Source organism: Microbulbifer litoralis (assembly GCF_023634065.1).
Classification (GTDB): domain Bacteria; phylum Pseudomonadota; class Gammaproteobacteria; order Pseudomonadales; family Cellvibrionaceae; genus Microbulbifer; species Microbulbifer litoralis.
The window spans coordinates 271333-295092 of sequence record NZ_JALKCV010000001.1 but is presented as its reverse complement, the minus strand read 5'-3'; the positions used below and the strand labels follow the sequence as shown (position 1 = coordinate 295092).

Annotated in this window: 19 protein-coding genes; 13 read left to right on the top strand and 6 right to left on the bottom strand. The window is 62.8% G+C overall.

Annotation, left to right across the window (positions count from 1 at the left end):
* Window positions 1–102: 102 nt before the first annotated feature.
* Window positions 103–1821, bottom strand: a complete 1719-nt coding sequence (locus tag MWN76_RS01170; protein ID WP_250458685.1) for a hypothetical protein — start codon at window positions 1819–1821, stop codon at window positions 103–105.
* Between the two features lie 942 nt (window positions 1822–2763).
* On the opposite strand from MWN76_RS01170, the gene MWN76_RS01165 reads away from it, so the two are divergent.
* Window positions 2764–5412, top strand: a complete 2649-nt coding sequence (locus MWN76_RS01165; protein WP_250458683.1) for a TonB-dependent receptor plug domain-containing protein — start codon at window positions 2764–2766, stop codon at window positions 5410–5412.
* 138 nt (window positions 5413–5550) lie between these two features.
* On the opposite strand, the gene MWN76_RS01160 is transcribed toward MWN76_RS01165, so the two are convergent.
* The 4 genes from MWN76_RS01160 to can form a co-directional block, all read right to left on the bottom strand.
* Window positions 5551–6324, bottom strand: coding sequence for a glycerophosphodiester phosphodiesterase (locus MWN76_RS01160; RefSeq protein ID WP_250458682.1), 774 nt, complete (start codon window positions 6322–6324; stop codon window positions 5551–5553).
* A 142-nt stretch (window positions 6325–6466) separates the two neighbouring features.
* Complete coding sequence (locus MWN76_RS01155; protein ID WP_250458681.1) at window positions 6467–7009, bottom strand: flavin reductase family protein; 543 nt, start codon at window positions 7007–7009, stop codon at window positions 6467–6469.
* 125 nt (window positions 7010–7134) lie between these two features.
* Window positions 7135–8787 carry an FAD-dependent oxidoreductase gene (locus MWN76_RS01150; protein WP_250458678.1) on the bottom strand — a complete coding sequence of 551 codons (1653 nt, stop codon included), beginning with the start codon at window positions 8785–8787 and terminating at the stop codon, window positions 7135–7137.
* A 345-nt stretch (window positions 8788–9132) separates the two neighbouring features.
* Window positions 9133–9789: a carbonate dehydratase gene (gene can, locus MWN76_RS01145; RefSeq protein ID WP_250458676.1), complete on the bottom strand. Its 657-nt coding sequence runs from the start codon at window positions 9787–9789 to the stop codon at window positions 9133–9135.
* 94 nt (window positions 9790–9883) lie between these two features.
* Between can and MWN76_RS01140 the strand changes: the two genes are divergently transcribed.
* The 8 genes from MWN76_RS01140 to MWN76_RS01105 all read left to right on the top strand — a co-directional run bounded on the left by MWN76_RS01140 (window position 9884) and on the right by MWN76_RS01105 (window position 17865).
* Window positions 9884–10072, top strand: coding sequence for a hypothetical protein (locus tag MWN76_RS01140; protein WP_250458675.1), 189 nt, complete (start codon window positions 9884–9886; stop codon window positions 10070–10072).
* A complete protein-coding gene (locus MWN76_RS01135) occupies window positions 10069–10566 on the top strand; it encodes a GNAT family N-acetyltransferase (RefSeq protein WP_250458674.1) in 498 nt (165 codons plus the stop codon). The genes MWN76_RS01140 and MWN76_RS01135 overlap by 4 nt, the downstream gene beginning before the upstream one ends.
* A gap of 279 nt (window positions 10567–10845) precedes the next feature.
* Window positions 10846–11568 (top strand): hypothetical protein, encoded by a 723-nt coding sequence (locus MWN76_RS01130; RefSeq protein ID WP_250458673.1) that lies wholly within the window; start codon window positions 10846–10848, stop codon window positions 11566–11568.
* Window positions 11569–11818: 250 nt separating this feature from the next.
* Window positions 11819–12655, top strand: a complete 837-nt coding sequence (locus tag MWN76_RS01125; protein ID WP_250458672.1) for a phospholipase A — start codon at window positions 11819–11821, stop codon at window positions 12653–12655.
* A 227-nt stretch (window positions 12656–12882) separates the two neighbouring features.
* Window positions 12883–13911 carry a phospholipase A gene (locus MWN76_RS01120; RefSeq protein WP_250458671.1) on the top strand — a complete coding sequence of 343 codons (1029 nt, stop codon included), beginning with the start codon at window positions 12883–12885 and terminating at the stop codon, window positions 13909–13911.
* 355 nt (window positions 13912–14266) lie between these two features.
* A complete protein-coding gene (locus tag MWN76_RS01115; protein WP_250458670.1) occupies window positions 14267–14671 on the top strand; it encodes an NUDIX hydrolase in 405 nt (134 codons plus the stop codon).
* 236 nt (window positions 14672–14907) lie between these two features.
* Window positions 14908–16926: an aminotransferase class I/II-fold pyridoxal phosphate-dependent enzyme gene (locus MWN76_RS01110; protein ID WP_250458669.1), complete on the top strand. Its 2019-nt coding sequence runs from the start codon at window positions 14908–14910 to the stop codon at window positions 16924–16926.
* Window positions 16927–17094: 168 nt separating this feature from the next.
* Entirely contained in the window at window positions 17095–17865 is a 771-nt protein-coding gene (locus tag MWN76_RS01105) for an ATP-binding protein (RefSeq protein WP_250458668.1), read from the top strand.
* Between the two features lie 48 nt (window positions 17866–17913).
* On the opposite strand, the gene MWN76_RS01100 is transcribed toward MWN76_RS01105, so the two are convergent.
* Window positions 17914–18957, bottom strand: a complete 1044-nt coding sequence (locus MWN76_RS01100; RefSeq protein WP_250458667.1) for a helix-turn-helix transcriptional regulator — start codon at window positions 18955–18957, stop codon at window positions 17914–17916.
* 226 nt (window positions 18958–19183) lie between these two features.
* Here MWN76_RS01100 and MWN76_RS01095 point away from each other — a divergent pair, with 226 nt between their 5' ends.
* From MWN76_RS01095 to MWN76_RS01080, 4 genes are all read left to right on the top strand, one after another.
* Window positions 19184–21430 carry a TonB-dependent siderophore receptor gene (locus tag MWN76_RS01095; RefSeq protein WP_250458665.1) on the top strand — a complete coding sequence of 749 codons (2247 nt, stop codon included), beginning with the start codon at window positions 19184–19186 and terminating at the stop codon, window positions 21428–21430.
* An 84-nt stretch (window positions 21431–21514) separates the two neighbouring features.
* Window positions 21515–21826: a hypothetical protein gene (locus MWN76_RS01090; RefSeq protein ID WP_250458663.1), complete on the top strand. Its 312-nt coding sequence runs from the start codon at window positions 21515–21517 to the stop codon at window positions 21824–21826.
* Complete coding sequence (locus tag MWN76_RS01085; protein WP_250458661.1) at window positions 21823–22119, top strand: hypothetical protein; 297 nt, start codon at window positions 21823–21825, stop codon at window positions 22117–22119. Before MWN76_RS01090 ends, MWN76_RS01085 begins: the two co-directional genes overlap by 4 nt.
* A gap of 9 nt (window positions 22120–22128) precedes the next feature.
* The gene (locus MWN76_RS01080) at window positions 22129–23757 is read left to right on the top strand and encodes a PepSY-associated TM helix domain-containing protein (RefSeq protein WP_250458659.1); all 1629 of its coding nucleotides are present in this window, start codon (window positions 22129–22131) and stop codon (window positions 23755–23757) included.
* Window positions 23758–23760: the final 3 nt, after the last annotated feature.

The following is a 23760-nucleotide window of genomic DNA, read 5'->3' as shown; positions in this document are numbered from 1 at the left end:
GCGGCAACAGGAACAGGGGGCCCGCGAAATGCGGGTTCTTAATACAACCGCCAGCCCCGCGGGCTGGCGGACAATCGCGCAGTGACCGTTTCCTGACGGCGGTCAGTGCACATCCAATACCATCGGCGGTAGAGTCAGTTCCTGCAGTAGCGCATTCCCGATGGGGAACCGCTCAATCGTGGGGCAGGCACTGTTCGCGACCAGGTCGAGATCATCCGCGCGCCGGTCCAGGTCGTTGAAGGTGCGCATGATGGACGGCTGTCGCGGATCCGGCAGTGAAATACCGGTGAGAAAACCCGAGAGTATCGCTTCCTGCCCCGGCTGGGTATTGTAGTGCAGGTGTGCGAAGTTGGTGCCGGTTTCCAGGGTGTGGCAGCCGCTGCAGGTATCAAAGGCAACCTGGAACATGGCCTCGTCCGGGTCCGGCGGCGTCAGTGGAAAAGGCGTATTCCACAGGATCGGCGCCGGTGCGCGGCCGGCCAGGAAGTCGGTACCGCCGAAATCCTCCGGTACCGTCAGGTTGGGCCAGTGGGTATTGATGTAATCGGCCAGCAGGGCGCTGTTGTTGTGAATCTGCTGTGGTTCCTGTTTTACTGTCGTCTGTTCCAGGATGCCGCCGGATTGATTCAATACGAACTCACGCAATTCCCAGCCGGGAGAGGCGGGCAACAGCTCGTTTGTCCGTACCTGGCTGATGGCGCTGCCATTGGGGCGGGAGGGTGCGGCGCCGGCCGCGCTGAACATTTCGGTCAGGGCTGCGAGGTCGCTGTTGTAGTTGGCAGAACTTTCCAGGTCCTTCCACTGTTGTGCCCAGTGCCGGACATTGTCGCAGCCCGAGATGGGCACCTTGTATTCCAGGATGATGGTTTTTCCCAGGCTGTTGCAGTCGCCGTCGTGCAGCGAGAACACGAAGCGGCCCTCTCCGGCATCGCCGCCGCCATAGATGGCCTGGCCGCCACGCAGGTCGAGGCGCAGTACCACGCCCAGCAGCTTGAAGGGGCTCTGGTCCGGCAGCAGCGGGGCCCCGGGTCCACCACTGCGGATTTCCCAGTCTCCAATCACTTCGTCGTAGACGTTCGGCCTGGCCGGTACCGATTGCCCATTGATAACCAGGTTTGTATTCCACTGGTCAAATAGCGCCTTGATGAAATCGGACGTCGGCATGGTGCCGTTGCTGATGTTTTCCATCAGTTTCCAGAAGGTCCACTCGCCGACCGGATTGCCACTGGGCTGTTGGTTGGTGGACTGGCAGGACCAGGTGCGCGAAGGGTCGTTGACAACACTCAACTTCCTGATCATCAGCGATTCGTCTATGTTCGCCCTGGAACCGCTTCCGGAATCGGCGGGAAGGCCGATGGGCAGCCCGTGTACGGGGATTGGGAAATCCACGTCGAACTCAAAGCGGCCCGGGTCGGTTGGCAGGATAAATTCGCGGGTTTCCCTGCCAATGGTTTCCTTTACAAAAACTTCTTCTCCCTCGAGAAAGGTGACCTGGTTGCCGATGATCCGGCGTCCGCCGGGCTCGAAAATACTGCGCTCGCGTTCCGCACTCACCTTGCCGAAAATCTCGTTGGCTTTGGCCAGCAGCTCAAAATCCATTTCCGTCTCGATCGAAAACCAGCCGTCCCCCTCTTTGCTGTCGCCATTCTCCCCATTATCGGACAGCGTAAAAGGTTTTCCATCGATAATCAGGTCCAGCTGGCTGCCGGGTTTCCGGTCGGGGAAGAGCGCGGAGATGACCGCGACATTGTCCTTTTTGCGGCGTAACCGCAGCTCTTCTGGTTTGGGGTTGGCCAGGTTCTCCTTGTCGTCCTGGGCCACAGCCCCGCCTGTCGTTGTTGCCAAAAGTGTCGAAAATAGTGTCGATAACAGTAACGGGTAACGCATTCTTATTTCTCCCACAGAAAGATGTAGTAATAATTGATTGTTTCTGTTTTCTGGAAACAGTCTGGTTACAGAGGTGAATAAAAGACATCGCTGAGACACCGGTCCAGGAGTTGGATCGTCTCTCACTGTCCGGTGGTAAGCGTGAAAAGTGTATCAACAGGTTTGCTTTGTATTTTTTATATTTTTGTTTTCATTTTGTATTTGTGAACTTGGTTGTTTTTCTGGAGAGTTTGTAAGAATTAAATTTAGTAGTGCGTGCCAATATTTATTTTCTGTTGTTTTTCCTGAATGAGTGGGTCGATTTTTTTACGGATTAAATTATTTTTTTTGAGAAAAGACGTGTTTTCTTTCTCAGTTATACCGTCCGGGGGTGTTTTCATGTGCCGGCCGGGCAGAGGTTTTTTCCAGGGGGCGGAAGAGTGTCCAGCGACAAATATCGCCGGCAACTCGTCTCGCCGCGACCGGGCTGACAGAAGCCAGCGGAGTGCTTTCCCAACCCGCCCGGACCACAGCCGTTCTCTGTCTCCACAGGCCGGATACCAGGGGGACAGGGGCGCGTTTCTGTCTGTTTTTTGTTCGGATGACGCTGCTCACGGGAACCATCGCAGGAAGATGATTGCACTGCCCGGGGGAATTATCCGAAATAAATTACCTAAATGGCGCTTAAATCATTATCAGTTGTAACGGCTTTCACACTTCCCGGCGAAATTTTTTGTGATTTGCGCCCGAGTATTGCCCGCCCACAGGGGTTTCAATACCCTGACTGCACTCATTCGGTGCAATGCTTCTGACTGAGAACAATAATAATCACCACGCCAAGGGTATTCGACGGCGTGATCCTCACACGATAACCATAAGAGAGAGGACGGGCATATCATGCACTCACCTTCATTCAAACCACTGTCGCTGGCGATAGCGGCCGCACTCGCACTGCCGGTTTCCGGCGCCCTGGCCCAGGAAGAGGCCACTCCCGCCGCGGACGACCGCGCAATGGAAGAGGTCATCGCCACCGGTACCCGCCGGGAGGGCGTTTCCCCGACCGAGACACTGTCACCGGTGGATGTCGTCGGTGGCGGTAACCTGGAGAACCAGGCCAGTTTCGACCTGACCGAATCCCTGGCCAAGGTGGCGCCGTCGTTCAATACCCAGCGCTTCCCGATCGCCGACGGCACCGCCTTTATCCGCCCGGTGAGCCTGCGCAACCTGTCACCGGACCAGACCCTGGTGCTGGTCAATGGCACCCGCCGGCACCGCTCGGCACTGGTGAACCTGCAGTTGGCGCCGCTGGGAACCAACAACCAGGGCGCCCAGGCGGTGGATTTCTCGGCGATTCCGGCCGCGGCCATCGAGCGGGTGGAAGTGCTGCGCGACGGCGCCTCGGCCCAGTACGGCTCCGATGCCATCGCCGGCGTGGTCAACGTGATCCTGAAGGACGATGCCGAGGGCCTGAGCCTGTCGGCGCAGACCGGCGAATATTTCGAGGGCGACGGCACCCGCAACAGCCTGGCGGCCAACGCCGGCTTCGCGCTCGGCGAACGGGGTTTCGTCAACGTGACCGTGGAGCACTCCACCGCGGACAAGACCTGGCGCGGTGGCGCGCGGCCGGATGCGGAATTTGTCGGCTCGGTGGTCGGTGTCGACAATGTGCCCCTGGATGGCCTCGGTCAGCGCTGGGGCGATCCCGAGGTGGAAACCACCAAGCTGTTCGTGAATACCGGTTACGATATCGGCGACAGCGCCGAGCTGTATGGCAACTTCGGCTACTCCGACAATTCCACCATCTCCGATTTCTTCTATCGCGAACCGGTGCTGGATCCCGAACATGAATTTGCTGCCCGCGCCACGCTGCAGGCGGATGCAGACGATGACTTTATGCCCGACCCGGCACCCCAGTCGCTGATCGACAGTATCGCCGCCCAGGGCCTGAACCCTTCCGACTACCTGGTGGCGGACGACTCCAGTCCCAGCGGCTATGTCTTGCGCAACCCGATCTACAGCCAGTTCCCGGGCGGCTACAACCCGCAGTTCGGTGCCGATATCAGCGATATTTCCGCCGTTGTTGGCGCCCGCGGCGAGCTGGCCTCCGGTATGAGCTGGGACCTGCGCGCGCGCACGGCCGAGAACGAGGTGTCCTATGTGCTGAAGGATTCCATCAACCCGAGCCTCGGTGCCCTGTCGCCGACCAGCTTCAACCCGGGCACACTGACCCAGGAGGAGACCAGCCTCAACGCGGACTTCGTGCAGCCGCTCGAGATCGCCGCGCTGGCGGCGCCGCTGAACCTGGCATTCGGTGCCGAGTGGCGCGAGGAAACCTACAAGATCGGTGCCGGTGACGAGGCCTCCATCGCCGTGGGTCCGACCGCGGCGGTCTTCGGGGTCGGCTCCGATGGCTTCCAGGGCTTCCCCACCGAGGCGGCCGGCAGTTACAGCAGCGAGAGTATGGCGGCCTATGTGGACCTGGAGGCGGATGTCACCGAGCAGTTGACCCTGGGGGCGGCCCTGCGTTTCGAGGACTACGACCTGTTCGGTTCCACCTCCGACTGGAAGCTGTCCGCCCGCTACGACTTCAACGAGGCCTTCGCGCTGCGCGCCACCGCCAACACCGGTTTCCGCGCACCCACGCCGGGCCAGGTGAACACGCTGAATATCACCACCACGGCGAATTCCGATGGCGGTCTGGTCCCCAGCGGGGTCTATCCGGTGAACCACCCGGTAGCGCAGGCTCTTGGTGCGGTGGAGCTGAAACCGGAGGAATCCCGGAGCTTTACCATCGGCGCGGTGATCAATCCGCTGGACAACACCAGTATCACTGTCGATTACTACAACATCGATATCGAGGACCGCCTGGCGCTGCGCAACAACACCATCGGCAACGGCGATCCGAATGATCCGGATTTCCCTGATCCCGATGGTGTCAATGAACTTGCAATTTTACAGAGTGCAGGCATAGAGGATGCAGAGCTGTTATTTGACAGCGAGGCCAACTACTTCACCAATGCCTTCGATTCCGAGGTGAGCGGTATCGATCTCGCCATCACCAGCGATTTTGCCCTGGCCGGCGGCCTGTTGACCGTGGACCTGCGCCACAACTTCAACGAGCAGGAAGTCAAAAAGGTGGCCCCGAACACCATCAATGCCACGCGCGTATTCGATTTCGAAAACCAGGTGCCCAACCAGCGCAGCACCCTGACGTTCGATTATGACACGGGCGGTATCTTTGCCGGCTACCTGCGGTTCAATCGCTACGGCGGCTGGGAGTCCACCGGCGGCCAGCTGGAGGCAGACGGCAACGATACCTCCAATGCCACCGCCTACGGCGCCGAGATACTGACGGATATCGAGGCCCGCCTTACGCTCGCGGAAAATTACACCGTCGCCATCGGCGGCGAGAATATTTTCGACGTGGAGGCGGACGAGGAGGGTAATTTCGTACTGCGGGAGATCTTTGGCGTGCGCCAGTCGCTGACGTCACCGTTTGGCTTCAACGGCGGCTTCTGGTACCTGCGCGCCGCCGCGAATTTCTGATCTGTGCGAAAGCCTGTGACAGGGCCCGGCAGCGCCGGGCCCTGTTTGATTTTCCGTTGGACGGCACTCCGTTGGACGGCATCCCGTTGGACGGCATTCCGTTGGACGGCACTCCGTTGGACGGCACCCCGCCAGTCTTCAGGTGGAGCGCTGGGAATCCCCTCCGGTCACCTGCGCCTGCTGCAGTAACAGTTCCGCCGTCTTCGCCGCGTTGTAATCCATGATCAGTTGCGGCTCGTCGGTAAAGACCCCGTCCGCCCCCATTGCCGCGACCAGCTGCAGGTCGGCGATATTGTTCACGGTAAACACATAGTTTCTCAGCCCGCGGCGCCGGCCGTCGGCGATCAGCTCGGCGTCGACAAAATCCAGGTTCAGGTGCATTGAATAGGCCTGCAACGGTTCGGCGCAGGCGGCCAGGTCCAGGGGGATACCGGCCAGCAGCACGCCGCGGCGCACTTCCGGAATCAGCTGCAGGCATTCGTGCAACTGGCGGTGGTCGAATGAGGAGATCAGGTACTGCTCGAAACCGGAGCCGCTGTCGCGCACATAGGACTCCAGTTCCCGCGCCACCAGCGCGGCGCAGCCGGGCCCCTTGAGCTCGATATTGAGCTGTACATTGTTGCCCACCAGTTCCAGCACCTCGCGCAGGGTCGGTACATTGGCACCGCAGGGCAGCAGCTTCTCGCGCAGGGTCTCGGGGCACATATCGGTGAGCAGCTCGCTGCCGGCGATCAGGCGCCCCAGGCGGCGGTCGTGTTTTACCAGCAGCTGACCGCCGATGTTCCAGATATCGATCTCGATACCGTCTACATCGAATTCCAGTGCGTGGGCGATGGCGCCGAGGGTATTTTCCGTGGCCCGCTGGCGGTAGCCGCGGTGGGCGAAACAGAAGAGGGTGCCGGGTGTCTGCATGGTGGCAGTCTCGCAGAGCGATGGAACACAGTTTCGAATGGCAGTGTGCTCCCAGAGTATGACGTCGGGATTACACCTTCACCAGCGCGGCGCTTCAGGTCGCAGGATTCTGGCGTTGATTCCCGCCGCTTTGAAGGGGAGCTCAATCCCCGGCCAGGGCGCGGTAACGGCCGCGGTGGAAGACCAGGGGCTCGCCGCCATCGGCGCTGAACTCCAGCACTTCCCCCAGCAGGATGGTGTGGTCGCCACCCTCGACGCACTGCGCCAGGCGACAGTGGAAACGGGCGGCGCAGTCCTCCAGCAGCGGTACCTGGTCGGGGCCCGCGTGCCAGTGCACCTGTCCGAATTTGTCGGCGCCGCGGCCGGCGAACAGGTTGGAGATATGCTGTTGGTCGGCTTTCAGCACGTGCACGGCGAAATGCCCGCCGCGGGTAAAGGCGTCGTAGCCCAGCGCCTGCCGGTCGATGCTCCACAGTACCAGCGCCGGGTCGAGGGATACGGAGTTGAAGCTGTTGACGGTCATGCCCACCGGCTGGCCGGCCGCGTCTCGACAGGTCACCACGGTCACCCCGGTGGCGAACTGGCCCAGGGTATCGCGCAGGGCGCGGCTCTGTTCGGCCGGCGAGGGGATGGTGGGGCTGCTGTCTGTGGTCATACCGTCGTTCATTTTTTGTGCAAATTTCATCTTGGCGGCCATTCTACGGCAAAAATGCCGTCAATGCCCATTTCACCCCGCAGCGCTCCGCCGGAAAGCCCGTAGGCCGCAGTATTCAGCGGCGGGCGGGCCCCTGCGGGGTGGTGGTGCAAGGCCTACATCAGTGGCGCACACTCGGCTGACAGTTCTTCCCGGGCGGCAATGGCGGATCCGGTCAGGGCAAAGCCCAGCAGGCGTCCGGCCGCGTCGCGAAACTCGGCCCTCACTCCTTCCGCGGACGCGTCGATCTGCCATTGGCCCTCGGCGCCCGCGCGGGGCGGGCAGACGGTGGTGGGGCGCAGGGTGGTCTTGACCGCGACCGGGATGGCGCCGTAGTGCACCTCCCTGGCATCTCCGGCCAGGGTTGCGGCCAGCGCGCGGGCGCAGGCCATCAGTGGCGCGACGAAGTAGAGCTGGTGGCCGTCCACTTCTGCGCAGTCGCCGAGGGCATGGATATGCGGGTCGCTGGTGCGCAACTGACGATCCACGGTGATACCGCGGGCGGTGTCCAGCCCGGCGGCCTCGGCGAGGCCGGTGTTGGCCTGCAGGCCCAGCGCGGCCAGGGCGATATCCGCTTCCAGGGTTTCGCCGTTGTCCAGCCTGGCGCGAATGCCGGCACCGCTGTATTCGAGGGCAGTGACCCGGCTGTTGCCGTGGAAGCGCACACCGGCGCCTTCCAGTGTGCGTTGCAGGTCGCGGCCGGCGGGCTCGGGCAGCAGCGTGGCCAGCGGCCAGTCGAGCGGATCCACCATCTCCACCTGGTAGCCGGCCTGGACCAGGTCGTTGGCGAACTCGCAGCCGATCAGGCCCGCACCCAGCAGCAGCACCCTGCGCCGGCCCACCAGTGCGGTGCGGAAGCGGTGGTAGTCTTCCAGGCTGTTGATGCGGAACAGGCGCGCGGTGCCGTCGCCGTCGATATTGGGCAACGGGCGGCAGCCGGCGCCGGTGGCCAGCACCAGCTTGCCGTAGTGCAGTTCCGCCGTGTGGCTGCCGTTTGCCGGCACCAGGGTCAGGATTTTGGCTTCGGCGTCAATATTGGAGACGTGGGTGTGCACCAGGATCTCCGCGTTCAGTTCCCGCGCCATGTCCTCGGCGGATGAGGTGGCCAGCTGTTGCGGGGTCTTGCCGTGGGCCAGCGAGGCGGACAGCAGCGGTTTGGAGTAGAAGGTGCCGTCGTCGCCGCTGACCATCACCAGTGGTGTGGTTTTGTCCAGTTTGCGGAATTCGCGCGCGAGGTTGTAGCCGGCCAGGCCGGTACCGACGATGACCAGCGGTTCTCGACCGGTGGGCAGGGCGCTGTCGGCAGCTGCGGGCTGCGGCGCGGGTTCCGGCCCGGAAACCAGCACCATATCGAACTCGTCCTTGCCCACGCCGCACTGCGGGCAGCACCAGTCCTCGGGGATATCCTCCCAGCGGGTGCCGGGGGCTATGCCATCCTCCGGCCAGCCCCTGGATTCGTCGTAGACCCAGCCGCAGACCATGCACTCCCAGATGCGGTTGCCGGTGCGATCGGGAGCGGTCTCCCGCGCGGCTGCCGCGGCGCCGCTGGCGGCCGCGGGGGCGATGGGCGCTTCCTGCGGCTCCGCCTGGCCGGAGGTCGCCGGCTGCATCTCGAAGTCCTCTTTGGCGGCGCCGCACTCGGGGCAGTTCCAGTCGTCGGGAATGTCCTCCCAGCGGGTGCCGGGGGCAATGCCGTCCTCCGGCCAACCCTTGGCTTCGTCGTAAATCCAGCCACAGATCTGGCATTCCCAAACGCGGTATTCGGACATTGGTTCTCCCGTAAAACTAGAACACTTGGGTTGCGGGGCCTCGTTCAGGGCGCCGGGGCGGGGTGGGCCTTTCCGGGACTGTCTGCGAGAGGGACCTCGCGGACAAGCCTACAGGGGCGTATTTACGGCGTGTCCCGGAAAGGCGCACCCCGCCCCGGCTTTGTGCCATCGGCAGGGGCTCGAACCCGAATAACAGAAAACCCGACGATGGCCCTATGCCGTGCGTGAACAAGTCCCGCTTTGGTAGATGCGAAGGCTCTCACGCTGCTTTCACAGAGAGATTGACTATGGTCGGGTTAACAAAAATCTGGCCGGGGAGTGTAAGGAAAATCCGCCGCGAAGTCGCTACTCGGTATCCCGCTGGGCGATATTGGTCAGGGCGCTGTGGTAGATCTCGGAGATCTCCTCCGGCCCGGAGATGGAAACCCCCAGGTCGTGCACCAGGCCGTCCCGCAGGCCGTAGACCCAGCCGTTGACCGACAGCGACTGGCCGCGGCGCCAGGCATCGCGCACGATGGTGGTCTGGCAGACGTGGATCACCTGCTCCAGCACATTGAGTTCACACAGCAGGTCGGTGCGCTCCTTCTGGGCGAACAGGTCGAGCAGTGTATGGTGCTTGTCGCGCACGTCCTGGATGTGGCGCAGCCAGTTGTCGATCAGGCCCAGCTGGCTGTTCTCCAGCGCGGCCTGGACGCCGCCGCAGCCGTAGTGACCGCAGACGATAATATGCTTTACCTTGAGGATCTCCACTGCGTATTGCAGCACCGACAGGCAGTTGAGGTCCGTGTGCACGACCACATTGGCGACGTTGCGGTGCACGAAGAGTTCGCCCGGCAGCAGGTTGACAATCTGGTTGGCGGGCACGCGGCTGTCGGCACAGCCTATCCACAGGTAGTCGGGAGACTGCTGTTCGGAGAGCTGCAGGAAGAAATCCGGGTGTTCCTCACGGGTTGCGAGGGACCACTGCCGGTTGTTTTGCAGAAGGTGGTCGAGAGGGCGCAAGGCGATTTCCAATGTGACTGTAAGTCCATTAGCCTTGCAGCATATCCGCTTTGCCGCCTGCGGCCAAGTGCAACCCGGCTGGGAGCGAGGGAATATGACGAGACGAATCCGCAGAATACCGAAGCGGCGCTGGCGCTCCCACCGCGCCGGCCCCCACAACCGGCACCGTATCCGCGTGCGCTGGTTGCTGGCGCAGCGGACCCGCATGCGCAACTACCTGCGTCGCTTCCGCAAGCTGGATGAAGATCAATGGGAAGATCCGAATAATGGGGAGCATCGATGAGTGACATTGCCACTGCGCTGACAACGCGGGTTGCGGACTATCGCAATCCGGATCACGCCGCCGATATCCTGCGGTTGATGGACGAGTATGCGCGGGACCCGTTCGGCGGCGGCGAACCGCTGTCGGATCTCCACCGCGAACAGCTGGTGGACCGGCTGGCGGAGTTCCCGGGCGCTTTCAGTGTGCTGGCCCATCTCGAGGGGCGGGCGGTTGGCCTGGTGAACTGTTTTACCGGTTTCTCCACGTTCGCCTGCCGGCCACTGGTCAATGTTCACGATGTGGTGGTCAGTGAAAGTGTTCGCGGCAGCGGCGTCTGTACGGAAATGCTGGATCGGGTTGCGCGGGAGGCAAAAAGTCGCGGCTGCTGCAAGCTGACGCTGGAAGTGCTCGGGAAGAACCTGCCGGCACAGATCGCCTATCGCAGGTCCGGTTTCAGGCCCTATACCCTGGACGAGGAACTGGGTCAGGCGGAATTCTGGCAGAGATACCTTTAGGCCGGCGTTTCATGCGCCCCGGTGCCACTCCCGCGCGGCAGGGATCCATGGCGGCTTTGCCGGCGGCGGAGTGACCCAAAAAATCGAACGGATTTCCCGGAAGAGGCGAGGAAATCCGTCCGACATCTTTCGTTACTTTCTTCACATCGCGAGCCGACCGGTGCGGCGAGACACCGTTCCCTGTGCAATACTTTTTATTGTGGTTACCGAGTCAGCGAAAAGATATTTCCGCTGCAATGCATTACTTTAGTGCACGGACGCACAGGGAGGAGGTTAGCGATGCGATTGAGCTCCACTTTAGCGCAGGGACGCTACTACTACAGTTGCGATGGACGTGAAATGCCGGTTCAGGACAGCTGGCAGTTCGGCCGGGACGGCGATGGTCACCGTGTGCTGATCAGCCAGCGGCTGGTCGGCGAACAGGGATACGGCATGGAGGTACGCGCGCGACTCAGCGAGGGGCTGGTGAGTGAGTGCCTCGTCCGCTGGCGCGACGAAGTCGACGAAGTCGAGGCGCAGTATCGCCTGAGAGCGGGCGACGGCGCTGAACCGCAACTGGGCGACGAAATCGAGGCGGACTGGACCGGACCCAATGGCCCCCAGCGGGCGCAGGTAGCGGGGCGCGGAAGATTGCTGTTTCCGCTGATGCGGATTTTCATGGGACCGCTGCTGCTGAAGCTGGAGCCGTTTCGCGAGGGTCTGGAAATCGTCTCCCCGGATATTGTCGATCCGTCTCAGCGCGGCAAGCTGCTCGCGCCCCGTATCAGCCACCGCAGCGCCCGACTGATGGCCGGCGATGCCGCCACCCAGGGCGCCCAGGAACTCGGCGCCGATGTCAGTGGTTACATCTACCAGGGCGACGAGGCGGAACGGGATGTTCACTGCTATGTGGACGGTCGCGGGCTCCTGGTCGGTTACGACTGGCCGTCGAGCACCGGGCGCCTGTGGCAGGTGCGCCTGCGGGACCTGGAGTGGTCCGCGCAGCTCGGGCAGCTCTGTTAACCCTGCCCCCATTCGGTTGGCTGCAGGAGCCGGCAGCCGCCAGCCGCTCGCGGTCCCGCACAACCGCTTCTAAGCTATTCGGGTAACTGGCTTTAACAAGGAGTAAAAGCCCGTGCCCCGTTTTAGTTCCAGACGGTCTGTGGTATCCGCCTTCCCGTTGTTTCTGTTGTTTCTCACGACTTCCTGCTTCACCCCGCCCGCTCTTGCCGCGCCAGTTTCCCTGCTGCTTCCCGGTCGCGAGGCGGGAAGTTTGATCCGGGAATCCTTCGGCTCGGAGACCGGGTTGGCGGCGCCGTCGCGCGGCAGCGCCGGTATCGCGTTCAGCGACCGGGCGGCGCTGGTGCGCGGAGTGGTCGACGACCGCCTGTCGCTGATACCGCACAAGAGAAATTATCTTTTGCCGGCGGTTTTCCGGCTCGACGGCGACAGCGAGCCGGTCGATCCGGATGGGGAAATCTCCGATACCGAGTTCGAATTCCAGTTGTCGGTGCAGGTTCCGCTGTGGAGTGGCGTTATCGGCGAGGATTCCTTTGTCAGCCTCGCGTACACCAATCGCAGCTACTGGCAGGCCTACACGGCCAGCGCACCGGTGCGGGAATCCAATCACGAGCCGGAGCTGCTGGTGACCTGGCTCAGCGACTGGAGCTTGTGGGGATTCGACTGTGTTACCACGCAGGTGGGAATAAGTCACCAGTCCAACGGCAGGGGCGACGAACTTTCGCGGAGCTGGAACCGCATCTACAGCAGGTTCGTATTCGAGCGCGACGATTACTTTGTCAGCTTCAAACCCTGGTACCGGATACCCGAGGAGCGGGAAGGCGATGACAATCCACATATGGATCGCTATCTCGGCAATTTTGAGCTCGACCTGGGATACCGCGGGGATTTTTTCAGCACTTCGGTGATGGTGCGCAACAACCTGCGCTCCGACAACCGCGGGGCCGTCGAGATGCGCCTGGCCTTTCCCCTCGGGGGCCATATCAGCGGTTACCTGCGCTACTTTAACGGTTACGGCGAGAGCCTGATCAACTATGACAGGTCCATCCAGTCGATCGGCATCGGTATAGAGTTGGCCCGCGGCCTGTGAATACAAAGTGGGGCGTGCCAGTTCACGGGATTTTTCACGCTGTGGCGATAGTTTGGGAAACGGCCTGCCTTTCGGTGTAAGCTTGCGACAGATTTGATCGGAGCGCCGCAGGAGAGGAGCCGTTGTCGCATAACCCACTACCCCGCTGTATCACAATTTTTACGATAATTGGCTTTCACTCCCTCTGTGCCCAGGCAGCTCCCCAGCAGTCCGGGGCCGGCGAATGGTTGCAGATTCCCACGGAGACCGCAGGCCAGGTGGAAGCGGAGACGCTGACACTCAAGCAGCGCGAGGAGGTCTGCCTGCGCGAGCAGCTGTTGGTGGCTCCCGCCAGCACGACACTCGAGGAAATGCGCCGCTTCTGTGCCGAACAGGTGCGCAGCGCGCCGGAAGAGCAGGAGCAGCGGCCGGTATTTGCGACAGCCTCCGAAGCGCCGCAAGAGCAGGCGCCGGATGAGCCGCGGGTGAGTTTCGCCGCCCAGGCGATCCGCGAGGCGGCCAATAACCCGTTTACGCTGGCGTCTCACAAGACCAATTACCTGTTGCCGCTGGTCTACAATCCTTCGCCGAACAAGGCCGGTCTTGAGGACGTGGATATCGAGGGGCAGCCGGTCGATCTCGACCGGGTGGAAGTCCAGTTCCAATTGTCGGTACAGGTACCCATCTGGCGCGGGTTTCTCGGTCAGGCGTCTTTCATGAGCGTCGCTTATACCAACCGCAGTTTCTGGCAGGCCTACAACTCTGACGATTCGTCTCCGTTTCGCGAGACCAACCACGAGCCGGAATTGATCATGACCTGGCTGAATGACTGGAGCCTGTTCGGTTTCCAGAATGTCGCCAACCAGCTGGCGTTCAATCACCAGTCCAACGGCCGCAGCGAGCCGCTGTCGCGCAGCTGGAACCGCATCTACGCCAATTTCCTTTTCGAGCGGGAGCAGTATTTCTTCAGCTTCAAACCCTGGTACCGGATCCCCGAAGACAGGGAGGACGACGACAACCCGGATATCGAGGATTACCTCGGCCATTTCGAGTTGACCGGTGGCTACCGCACCGATGGGCACAGTTTCTCCATGTTGCTGCGCAACAACCTGCAGTCGGACAATCACGGTGCGGTGGAGCTGCGCTGGAGCTTCCCGATGGGCAGCCGGGTGCGCGGTTATGTGAAGTATTTCAACGGTTACGGCGAGAGCCTGATCGACTACGATGAATCGGTGCAGACGCTGGGGATCGGCTTCGAGCTGGCGCAGGGGTTTTAGATTGACGATGAACGCGGACAAATTTTCCCGGATCAAATTTGGACAGTCGAAACCGTCGTAGGGTGCGCCGTGGCAGACAACTGCTCCATGCGTTCTCTGCATGACCGCCGTCCTTGGCGGTCTCGCGCCGTTGATCGGGCTTGTGGGGGGCCGAAATTCGGTTCGTAAGCAGGTTTCGGGCCTTCAAGTACGGCCGGGCTATTCTGTTCTTGACCTTGACGGTGCGCACGGCGCACCCTACTTGAGTCCCGAGTCCCGAGTCCCGAGTCCCGAGTCCCGAGTCCCGAGTCCCGAGTCCCGAGTCCCGAGTCCCGAGTCCCGAGTCCCGAGTCCCGAGTCCCGAGTCCCGAAATACATGAGCTTCGAAGATCAGTATCGCCTCAGCGCCCACGCAGTAATCACCAACGAACTGGGTGAAGTGCTGCAGCTGCGCGCCACCTACGCCGATCGCAACTGGGGCTTGCCCGGTGGTGCGCTGGACCCCGGTGAGACGGTGCACGAGGCATTGTTGCGCGAGTGCCGGGAAGAACTGGGGCGCGCTGTGCGGATCGACTACCTGAGCGGCGTCTACTACCACCGCGTCTACAGCTCCCACGTGTTTATCTTCCGCGCCCACTTCGATGACTCGGGCTCGATCACCCTGTCCGACGAGCACTCGGAAATGGCCTATTTCCCGCTGCTGGAACTGTCGCCGGTGCAGCGCCAGCGGGTTGCAGACTGCCTCAATTTCGACGGTCGGGTCCAGAGCGCAAAATTCTAACACCCTCTGCTTTTGCGGCATCAGATCTCGCTTAACTGTCATCTTTTGGCAAAAGTCGCCAAATCTCGCCCGCCCGAGGAATTCCCTGAACAGCTCCTTTAGTATCTTGCCTGCGGCCTGAGGGGCGCGCCGCCGCGCCCGCCGGGAAAATATTGAAAATTAAAGAAAATCAATAAGTTAACTGGACGAGGCAGCAGCCCGCTGCGTTATCCGGGCTATGCTGATGGATGAGAACTATGGGTTTGGATCTGAAGATGCCTGATCTGGGCAACCTGGGCGACAATGTCCAGCCGCTGGAATGCCGCGTGGCGCTGATCAGCGCCGACCGCCAGTTGGCCAGCGACTGGGTCAATGCGCTCAATATCACCGCCGCACAACACGAGAACCCGTTCGGGCTGCGCTTCGAGGCGGTAGACGCCGATGCCGCCGAGCGCCTGATCCGCGAGGAGGACAGGCTGCAGGCGCTGATCGTCGACGCCGGCGCGGAAGCCGGCGGCCTGGCCGCGGCCGAGGCGCTGGTGGACAGGCTGCACGGCCTGCGCTCGCAGCTGAACGTCTTCCTGATGGCGCAGAGCGTATTCGAGGGGCAGGGCTGTGCCGTGTCCGTATCCGTGCGCCAGCGCTTCGACGAACTGTTCGACCGTCGCGAGGGCAACTTCAACCAGATGTTCCGCCTGGTGCAGGCGTTTATCGCCCGCCGCGCCTCCACGCCCTTCGCCGACACCCTGAAGGAATACGTCTTCTCCGCCCGTGATGCCTGGCACACCCCCGGCCACTCCGGCGGCGACAGCCTGCGCAACAGCCCCTGGGTGGGGGATTTCTACCGCTTTATGGGTGAGCATATCTTCAACACGGATCTCTCGGTGTCCGTGCAGGTGCTCGACAGCCTGCTGGAGCCCCACTCGGTGATCCAGGAGGCCCAGGACCTGGCGGCGCAGGCGTTCGGCGCCGAGCACACTTTCTTCCTCACCAACGGCACCTCCACCGCCAACAAGGTGGTGATCCAGCAGATTCTCGGTGGTGGCGGCAAGATCATCGTCGACCAGGCCTGTCACAAGTCGGTCCACCACGCCATCGTCATGAACCGCTGCGAGCCGGTGTACCTGAAGTCCACGCTGCACCCGCAGTTCGGCATCTACGGCCCGGTGCAGCGCGCCGATATCGAACAGGCGCTGGACGAGCACGGCGATGCCAGCCTGCTGGTGATCACCTCCTGCACCTACGACGGCCTGCGCTACGACCTGAAGCCGATCATCGACTACGCCCACGAGCGCGGCGTCAAGGTGCTGGTGGACGAGGCCTGGTACGCCCACGGCTACTTCCATTCGGAACTGCGCCCGACGGCGCTGGAGTGCGGCGCCGACTACGTGACGCAGAGCACCCACAAGATGCTGTCGGCCTTCTCCCAGGCCAGCATGATCCACGTGCAGGACCCGGACTTCGACGAGTTCCGCTTCCGCGAAAACCTGAACATGCACGCCTCCACCAGCCCCCAGTACGCGATGATCGCCAGCCTCGACGTGGCGCGCAAACAGATGGCGATGGAGGGCTACAGCCGCCTGCGCCAGTGCCTGCAGATGGTGGAGACACTGCGCCGGGCCGTGGACGACACCGGCGTGTTCCGTGCCCTGACCCGCGAGGACCTGATCCCGGCGCCGCTGGCGGACGACAACATCCGCCTGGACCCGACCAAGGTCACCATCGATATCTCCGCCAGTGGCTACTCCGGCAAGGAGATGCAGATCAAGCTGTTCGACCAGTACGGCATCCAGGTGGAGAAGACCACCTACAACACCGTCACCGTGCTGGTAACCCTGGGCAGTACCGAGAGCAAGCTGCTGCGCCTGATACACGCCCTCAAGCAACTGGCGCGCAGCGCCCGCAGGCGGCCGAATACCGGCACACCGCGGCGGCTGCCGGAGTTCACCCGCCTGACCTGCCTGCCGGCGGACGCCTACTTCGCCGACACCGAGGAGCTGCCGCTGATGGACAACGGCGCGCTGGCGGAGAAACACCTGATCGGCCGCACCAGTGCCGATGAAATCGTGCCCTATCCGCCGGGGATTCCGGTGCTGGTGCCGGGCCAGGAAATCTCCGCGCAGATAGTGCAGTTCCTGCAACAGCTGTTGCAGGGGCAGAACGCCACTGAAATCCACGGCCTGATATTCCGCTCCGACGAGCCGATGTTGCGGGTGGTCAAGGAGCGCGGGGAAACAGGCGGGAAGAAACCGCGGAAGAAGAACGCTTCCAGATAGGTTGGTTCGCCTTTCCTGTAGGAGCCTGCTGGCAGGCGAAAAGATCGAGCCCTCGCCGGCCATTCGCCTGCGAGCAGGCTCCTGCGGGGCGGGCATGGTGCAGTCGTCGGCTGCGATCTTTTGGTATCCTGCGCCCAGTCGATCTCCAATAGCCAGAATTCCTGTTCTATGCGAAGCCTGCACTGGGAAAATACCCACGCCGCCCTCTGGCGCGCCAGACACCAGCGCCTGAAGCCGGTCACCCGCCCGGACCCGATCCGCCTGGAGCAGTTGCTCGGTATCGAGCACCAGAAACAGCAACTGCTGGAAAATACGCGGAGATTCCTGCGCGGCGAACGCGCCAACCACGCGCTGCTGTGGGGTGCGCGCGGTACCGGGAAATCGAGCCTGATCAAGGCATTGCTGAATGAATGCGCCGCTGACGGGTTGCGCTGTGTCGAGGTGGATGTATCGGACCTCGACGACCTGCCGGAAATCGTCGACCTGCTGGATACGGAATCCGCCCGGTCCTACCGCTTCATCCTCTTCTGCGACGATCTCTCTTTCGAGCAGCGGGACCTGCGCTACAAGCAGCTGAAAACGATTCTCGCCGGCTCGCTGGAACTGCCGCCGGACAATATCCTGCTCTACGCCACGTCCAACCGCCGCCACCTGTTGCCGGAGGACGCGCGGGACAACGAGCAGACGCGGGTGGTGGGCAATGAACTCCACCACGGTGACAACGTCGAGGAGACGCTGTCGCTGGCCGACCGTTTCGGCCTCTGGCTCAGCTTCTACCCGGCGGACTGGAAAACCTACCTGGAAATCGTCGACGCCTATTTTCCCGATCACAAAGGCGACCGCGGGGAACTGCATCGGGCGGCCAAGCAGTTTGCGATGCTGCGCGCCAATCACAGCGGTCGCACGGCGGAGCAGTTTTACTTCAGTTACCGGCGGTAACCGGTTTTGCCGGAATCGATAGACCATCCCGGATGTCGGTAACAGGCGTCATTCCGGCTGCGGGTCTGTGGGAGAGTTCCGGTGGGGAAGACGTTTTTTCCCGGCCTCCCGGGGGGTAAAACCAAATTGCCTCTTGAACGCCGTGGCAAAATTGGCGGGGCTGGTGTAGCCGGCCATATCACTGGCCCGCTGCACGCTGACGGAGTCCCTCTGCAGCGCTGCCAGCGCCTGTTCCAGCCGCACCCGGCGCAGGTACCCGAATACACTCATGCCCTCCGCGCGGCGGAACAGCCGCTGCAGGCCACTGGCGCTGACGCCGGCCTCGCGGGCGATATCGTCGACGCTCAACAACCGGCCCGGCGCTGAGATCATCAGCTCCCTGGCCCGCTGCAGCCGCACCCGATCGCACCGCTTCAGGGCGTTGCCGTCGCCGCGGCGATTTTCCCCCGTCATGCCGGAGACCGCCTCGAGCATCAGCTCCACCGCGCGCGACTCCTGGTGGAGCCGGAGCAGTTCCGGCGAATAGGCGGGCGGTTCAAACAGCTCCCGGAGGCGCCGCACCAGCCCCGGTGTCTGCTCCCACTGGTAGGATTCGATGCGCCTCCCGCCCAACCGCGTGCCCAGCGGATTGCCGCGCTGTTCGGAACCGTGGAAATCCAGCCACCCCACTGTGGCTGTGAGTACCAGATATTGTGTCCGCTGCGGTCCCTTTGCCGTTCGCCGGAAGCTCTCGGCCTCCCGCCTGGCCACGGCGGCCGCAGCCACCTGGCCGTTCGCGCCGGCCTTGAAATGGAAGAGGCGATCGCCGAATTGTGTCTCGACTTGTCCGTGCAGGAAGAAGATGCAGGTCAGCCCCGCGGGCTGGTGGGAGTGGGTCGTAAACGCGGTTTCCTCGAAGGTGTCGCCGGTCTGCAGGAACAGCCCCGGCCGCAGATCCCTCCGCTGGCGCCGGCCCCGGACCAGGATGTCGTCTGGCGAAACCCGGTCACTGTGGACCTCCAGCGAGATGTCTTTGCGCAGCGAGAAGTCGCGAACCCGGATAACCGCTTCGGGATCGCGGTCGGAAATTCTGGATGCTTTTTGATCTGTCATCTGTGAACCGGGCAGTCGAGGCTGGGAATTCTATGTGTTTTTCTGTCAGTCAAAGGATTTTGACTGTTACGCAAAGGTTTTGAATTGCCAATTGATCGGGATCTTCTTATAGTTGCGGCCACAATTCAAATGCAAATGATAAGTACTATTAACTGCGTATCCCCGGAGCGATCCCGGGGCTGAATGTTTGCCTTTCCTGCTCACAACGTCGTCAATCGGAGTTTCCATGGCTTTGCGAATTCCCGCGCATTCCCGTCTTTTTGCTGCCACTTCACTGCTGGTGCTCGCCATTTCCCAGGCCAACGCCCAATCCCGGGAGGCCGGGGAGAGTGACCTGGAGCAGGTGGTGGTCACCGCCACCGGCCTGTCCACCGCCTCCTCCTCCACCAAGACCGGGGTGCCGATCATGGAGTCGCCGCAGACCATCTCGGTCATCAGTCGCGAGGAGATCGACCTGCGGGCGGCGTCCACCATTGCCGATGCGCTGTCCTATTCCGCCGGCGTACAGCCGGAGCCCTCCGGCATCGACAGCCGTACCGACGAAATTTCCGTACGCGGTTTCGGCGCCGGCGGCTTCTCGTCCAACAACAACTTTGTCGACGGCCTGCGCCTACCGGCCGGCGGCCAGTGGACGCGCTTCGGCTTCGACACCTTCGGCCTGCAGCAGGTCGAGGTGTTGAAAGGGCCGTCCAGTGTGCTCTACGGCCAGGTGGCACCGGGCGGCATGGTCAATATGGTCACCAAGCGCGCCGGCAGCGACGCCACGCAGGAACTGCAGGTGCAGGGCCAGGGTTACACCGACCTGGACAATGTGTCGGGCCGCATCGCCGCGGATTTCGGCGCGGCGCTGAACGCGGACGGCACCCTGCACGGGCGCGTCGTCAGCGTGGCCGAGGACGGCGGCACCCAGGTGGACGACGTGGACAACAGCCGTTACTACCTGTCCCCGAGTGTGACCTGGACGCCCAGCGAGCAGACCTCCTGGACCTTCCTGACCCAGTACCAGCGCGACGAGGGCGGCGCCACCTTCCAGTTCCTGCCGGCGGCCGGCACGCTGGACTCCTCCAACGGCGATTACATCGACAACGATGCCAATATCGGCGAGCCGGGCTGGAACACCTTCGACCGCGACCAGTTGCTGGTGGGCTCTTTCTTCGAACACGAGATCAATCCCAACCTGACACTGCGCAACAATGCGCGCTACACCCATGTCGATACCCTCTACCGGGTTACCGTGCTGTCCGGTGACACCGTGGCCGACTGCGCCGCCACCACCTATGGCGAGCAGTGCATCGACGGCCAGACCATCGGCCGTCGGGCGGTGCAGGGCGACGGGGAGAGCGACGGCTACGCCATCGACACCCAGCTGGAAGGCCGCTTCGATACCGGCGCGCTGAGCCATACCCTGCTGGGTGGGCTCGACTACTTCCAGACCGAGTGGGAACACTATCGCGACGTGGTGATGCTGCCGGGTCTGCCTCGCGGCCAGGTGGATCCGCTGTGGGATATCTTCGATCCCGAGCCGCGCGGCGCCGCCGACTATGTCGCCAACCTGACGCCGCAGATATACGGCGCCGCCGAGAGCGAGCAGACCGGCCTCTACCTGCAGGACCAGATCAGTGCCGGTAACCTGCGCCTGTCCGTGGGCGGCCGCTACGACTCCGCCGAAGACGAAAACACCGATCTGCTGACCGGGGAGACCTTCAGCACCGAAGCCGAGGAGTTCACCTGGCAGGCCGGTGCCGTGTACCTGTACGACAACGGCCTGGCCCCCTACGTCAGCTACTCGGAATCCTTCCTGCCACAGGTGGTGGATCCGTCGCAGACACTGGGCGGTGTGCTGTTCGACCCGACCACCGGTGAGCAGATCGAGGCCGGGCTGCGCTACCAGAGCGGGCGCAATATCTACCTGAGTGTCGGTGCTTTCGATATCACCCAGCAGAATGTCTCCATCGCCGACCCGGACGGCAGCCTGTGCGGCCGCCGTGTCTGCCGGGTGCAGACCGGCGAGGCGCAGGTGCGCGGTGTGGAGTTCGAGGGCAGGGCGTCCCTGGCTTCCGGTACCACGCTGATCGCGTCCGCCTCGCGCCTGGACGCGGAGGTGACCCGCTCCGCCGACGCCATTGTCGGCAATACACTGCCGCAGGTGCCGGAAGTGCTGGCGTCGCTGTTTGTCGATCACCGTATCGAGCAGGGCGCGCTGGCGGGTCTCGGTTTCGGCGCCGGCGTGCGCTACACGGGCGAGAGCTACGGCGATACCAACAATACCCTGGAGATCGGCGGCTACACCCTGTACGACCTGCTGATGCGCTACGACCTGGGGGTGTCCCGGCCGGAACTGGACGGCGTGTCCGTGTCGCTGAACGCGCGCAACCTGTCCAACGAGCGCTATGTGGTGACCTGCACCACCACCCAGTCCTGCTTCTATGGCCAGGGGCGGGTGGTGCCCGCGCGGCTGCAGTACCAGTGGTAAGCCTATAGATCATTGTGGGATGGGCAAAGGGGCGCAGCGCTTTGCCCATCCTGCGAGACTGTTACGCAGATGGAGAAAATTTCATTGATCGTTTTTCTTCTCGTATCCGCCGCTGGCCTGATGGCGCTGGGTGCTCTGGCGCTCTATCTGGCCAGCCCCAACCAGCGGCTGTTATCCCGCCCGCTGCCGCGGCGCCCACTGGCCGCCGCTGGCGGCGCCATGCTGGCGGTTTCGCTGTACCTGCTGCTGCAGTACTCGGGCGCGGCGGCGGCTGTATTTATCCTGGTGACCGGCGCCATGCTGGTGTGGACGGTATTGCCGATGGCAATCGCCTACTGGCGCCACGGGCGGAATCCGGCCAATGCGGGCAATAAAGCGGGGAGGGCCGCGCGATGAGCACGCAGAAACTGACCAGCCGCAACTGGTTTGGCAAGGCCAGTGCCGGCGCCATTCCGGGTTTTGCGCTGTCCCTGGCACTGTGCGGTCTCTTTGCCCGATTCGGCCCCGGTGAAGTGGGTTTTTTTTCCGCCCAGGCGCAGGTGACCATGTGGCTGATGTCGCCGCTGTGGGCCTGCATCCTGAGTTTCTGTTTCCTTTTTCAATCCGGTGCCCGCGCCTGGCTGTGGCTGGGCGGGGCCAACGTTGTCCTGTGGGGGCTGCTTTATGGCAGCGCACTCCCGGTCGGTTAGGCGATCATTATGAAAATTCGCAGTGATATTATCCGCATGTATCGCGATATCCACAGCTGGGTGGGAATCGTCTGCGGTCTCGCCCTGTTTATCGCTTTCTACGCCGGCGCCATCACCATGTTCGAGACGCCGCTGCAGCGCTGGGCATCGCCGCCGGTGCAGTTCGATCGGCCCACGCCACTGGAGAAAACCCCCGAACTGGTGGAGAGGGTACTGGCGGAATATCCCGAGGCCGCGGGCCGCTACGAAATCGTACTGCAGACCAGCCCGGAGCGGCCCGCGCGCATGAGCTGGAGCACCGGACCGCGCGGCGGCGGCACCACCTACTTTGCCAACCTGGGCGAAGACGGCACCCTGCAGGTGAACAGCGAGGGCCCGTCTGCAGTGGGGCAACTGGTGGACGACCTGCACCGCCAGGTGGGGCTGCCGTTCGATCACGAAATTTCCGAATCGATCATGGGCACGGTGTCACTGCTCTATTTTATCGCGCTGGTTTCCGGTGTGATCGTGCTGCTGCCGACGCTGGTGAAGGATCTGTTTATTCTCCGCATCGGCAAGAACCTGAAACGCCTGTGGCTGGATTTCCACAACGCCCTGGGGCTGTTCAGTTTGCCATTCCATATCATCATGGCACTGACGGCGGTGGTGTTCGCGTTTCACCACCAGTTCTACGATGCCCAGCGCGCGACGCTCGGCGGCGGTGGCCGGCCGCCGGCGGAAGCGCACGCAGAAGTACCAGACGGGGCAGAAGCGCTGTCGCCGCTGGCGATCATCGCCCGCCTCGAGGAGCAGGCACCGGCGTTTCGTCCCGCCACTCTGCAGTATCACTTCGAGGAGGAGCACGGCCTGGAACTGCGGGTGGGCGGGGTGAACCCGCGCTATGGTATGCGCGGTTCCACCATGGGCTTTGCCGGCGTGGATCCCTATAGCGGCGCGTTGACCATGACCGGTTATATGCCCGGCGAGCAGGACGGCTGGTTCGCCACCGTCACCAGTTTCTTCGCATTGCATTTCGGCAATTTCGGCGGCAACCCGGTGCGCTGGGGTTACTTTATCCTCGGCCTGGCCGGCGCCGTGCTTTTCTACACCGGCAACCTGTTGTGGATCGAAACCCACCGCAAGAAACGCCGCAAGGGCTACGAGGATCGGGAGGTCAGGCAGACCCGCGCGGCGAAGGTTCTCGGCGCACTGACGGTGGGCATTTCGCTGGGCTGCGTGGCCGGTATTTCATTGACCATCGCCGCGGCCAAGCTGCTGCCACAGTGGGTGGATAATGTGGCCGGCTGGCATTTCGGCCTCTATTACGCGGTCTTCTTGTCGGCCATCGCCTGGGCCTTTGTCCGCGGCGCGGCCAGGGGCTCTGTCGAGCTGCTGTACGCCTCTGCCGCGGCGACCCTGGCGATTCCCTTCACGAGCCTGGTTTCCGCCGTGGTGCCTGGCCTGGGCTGGAACCACGGCGGCTCGACTTACCTGATCGATCTGGTGGCTGTGGCCGGCGTTTTCGCGCTGGTTGCACTTGCGCGCAAGACCGCGCAGAGAATCCGCAGCGCGCCTGAGGAGAGTATCTGGTTCGCGGGCAGGACGGTGCGGGGCGCCGCGAAGGATACCGGTCCGGTCGGGGTTTCCTCCACGGCCTGAGTT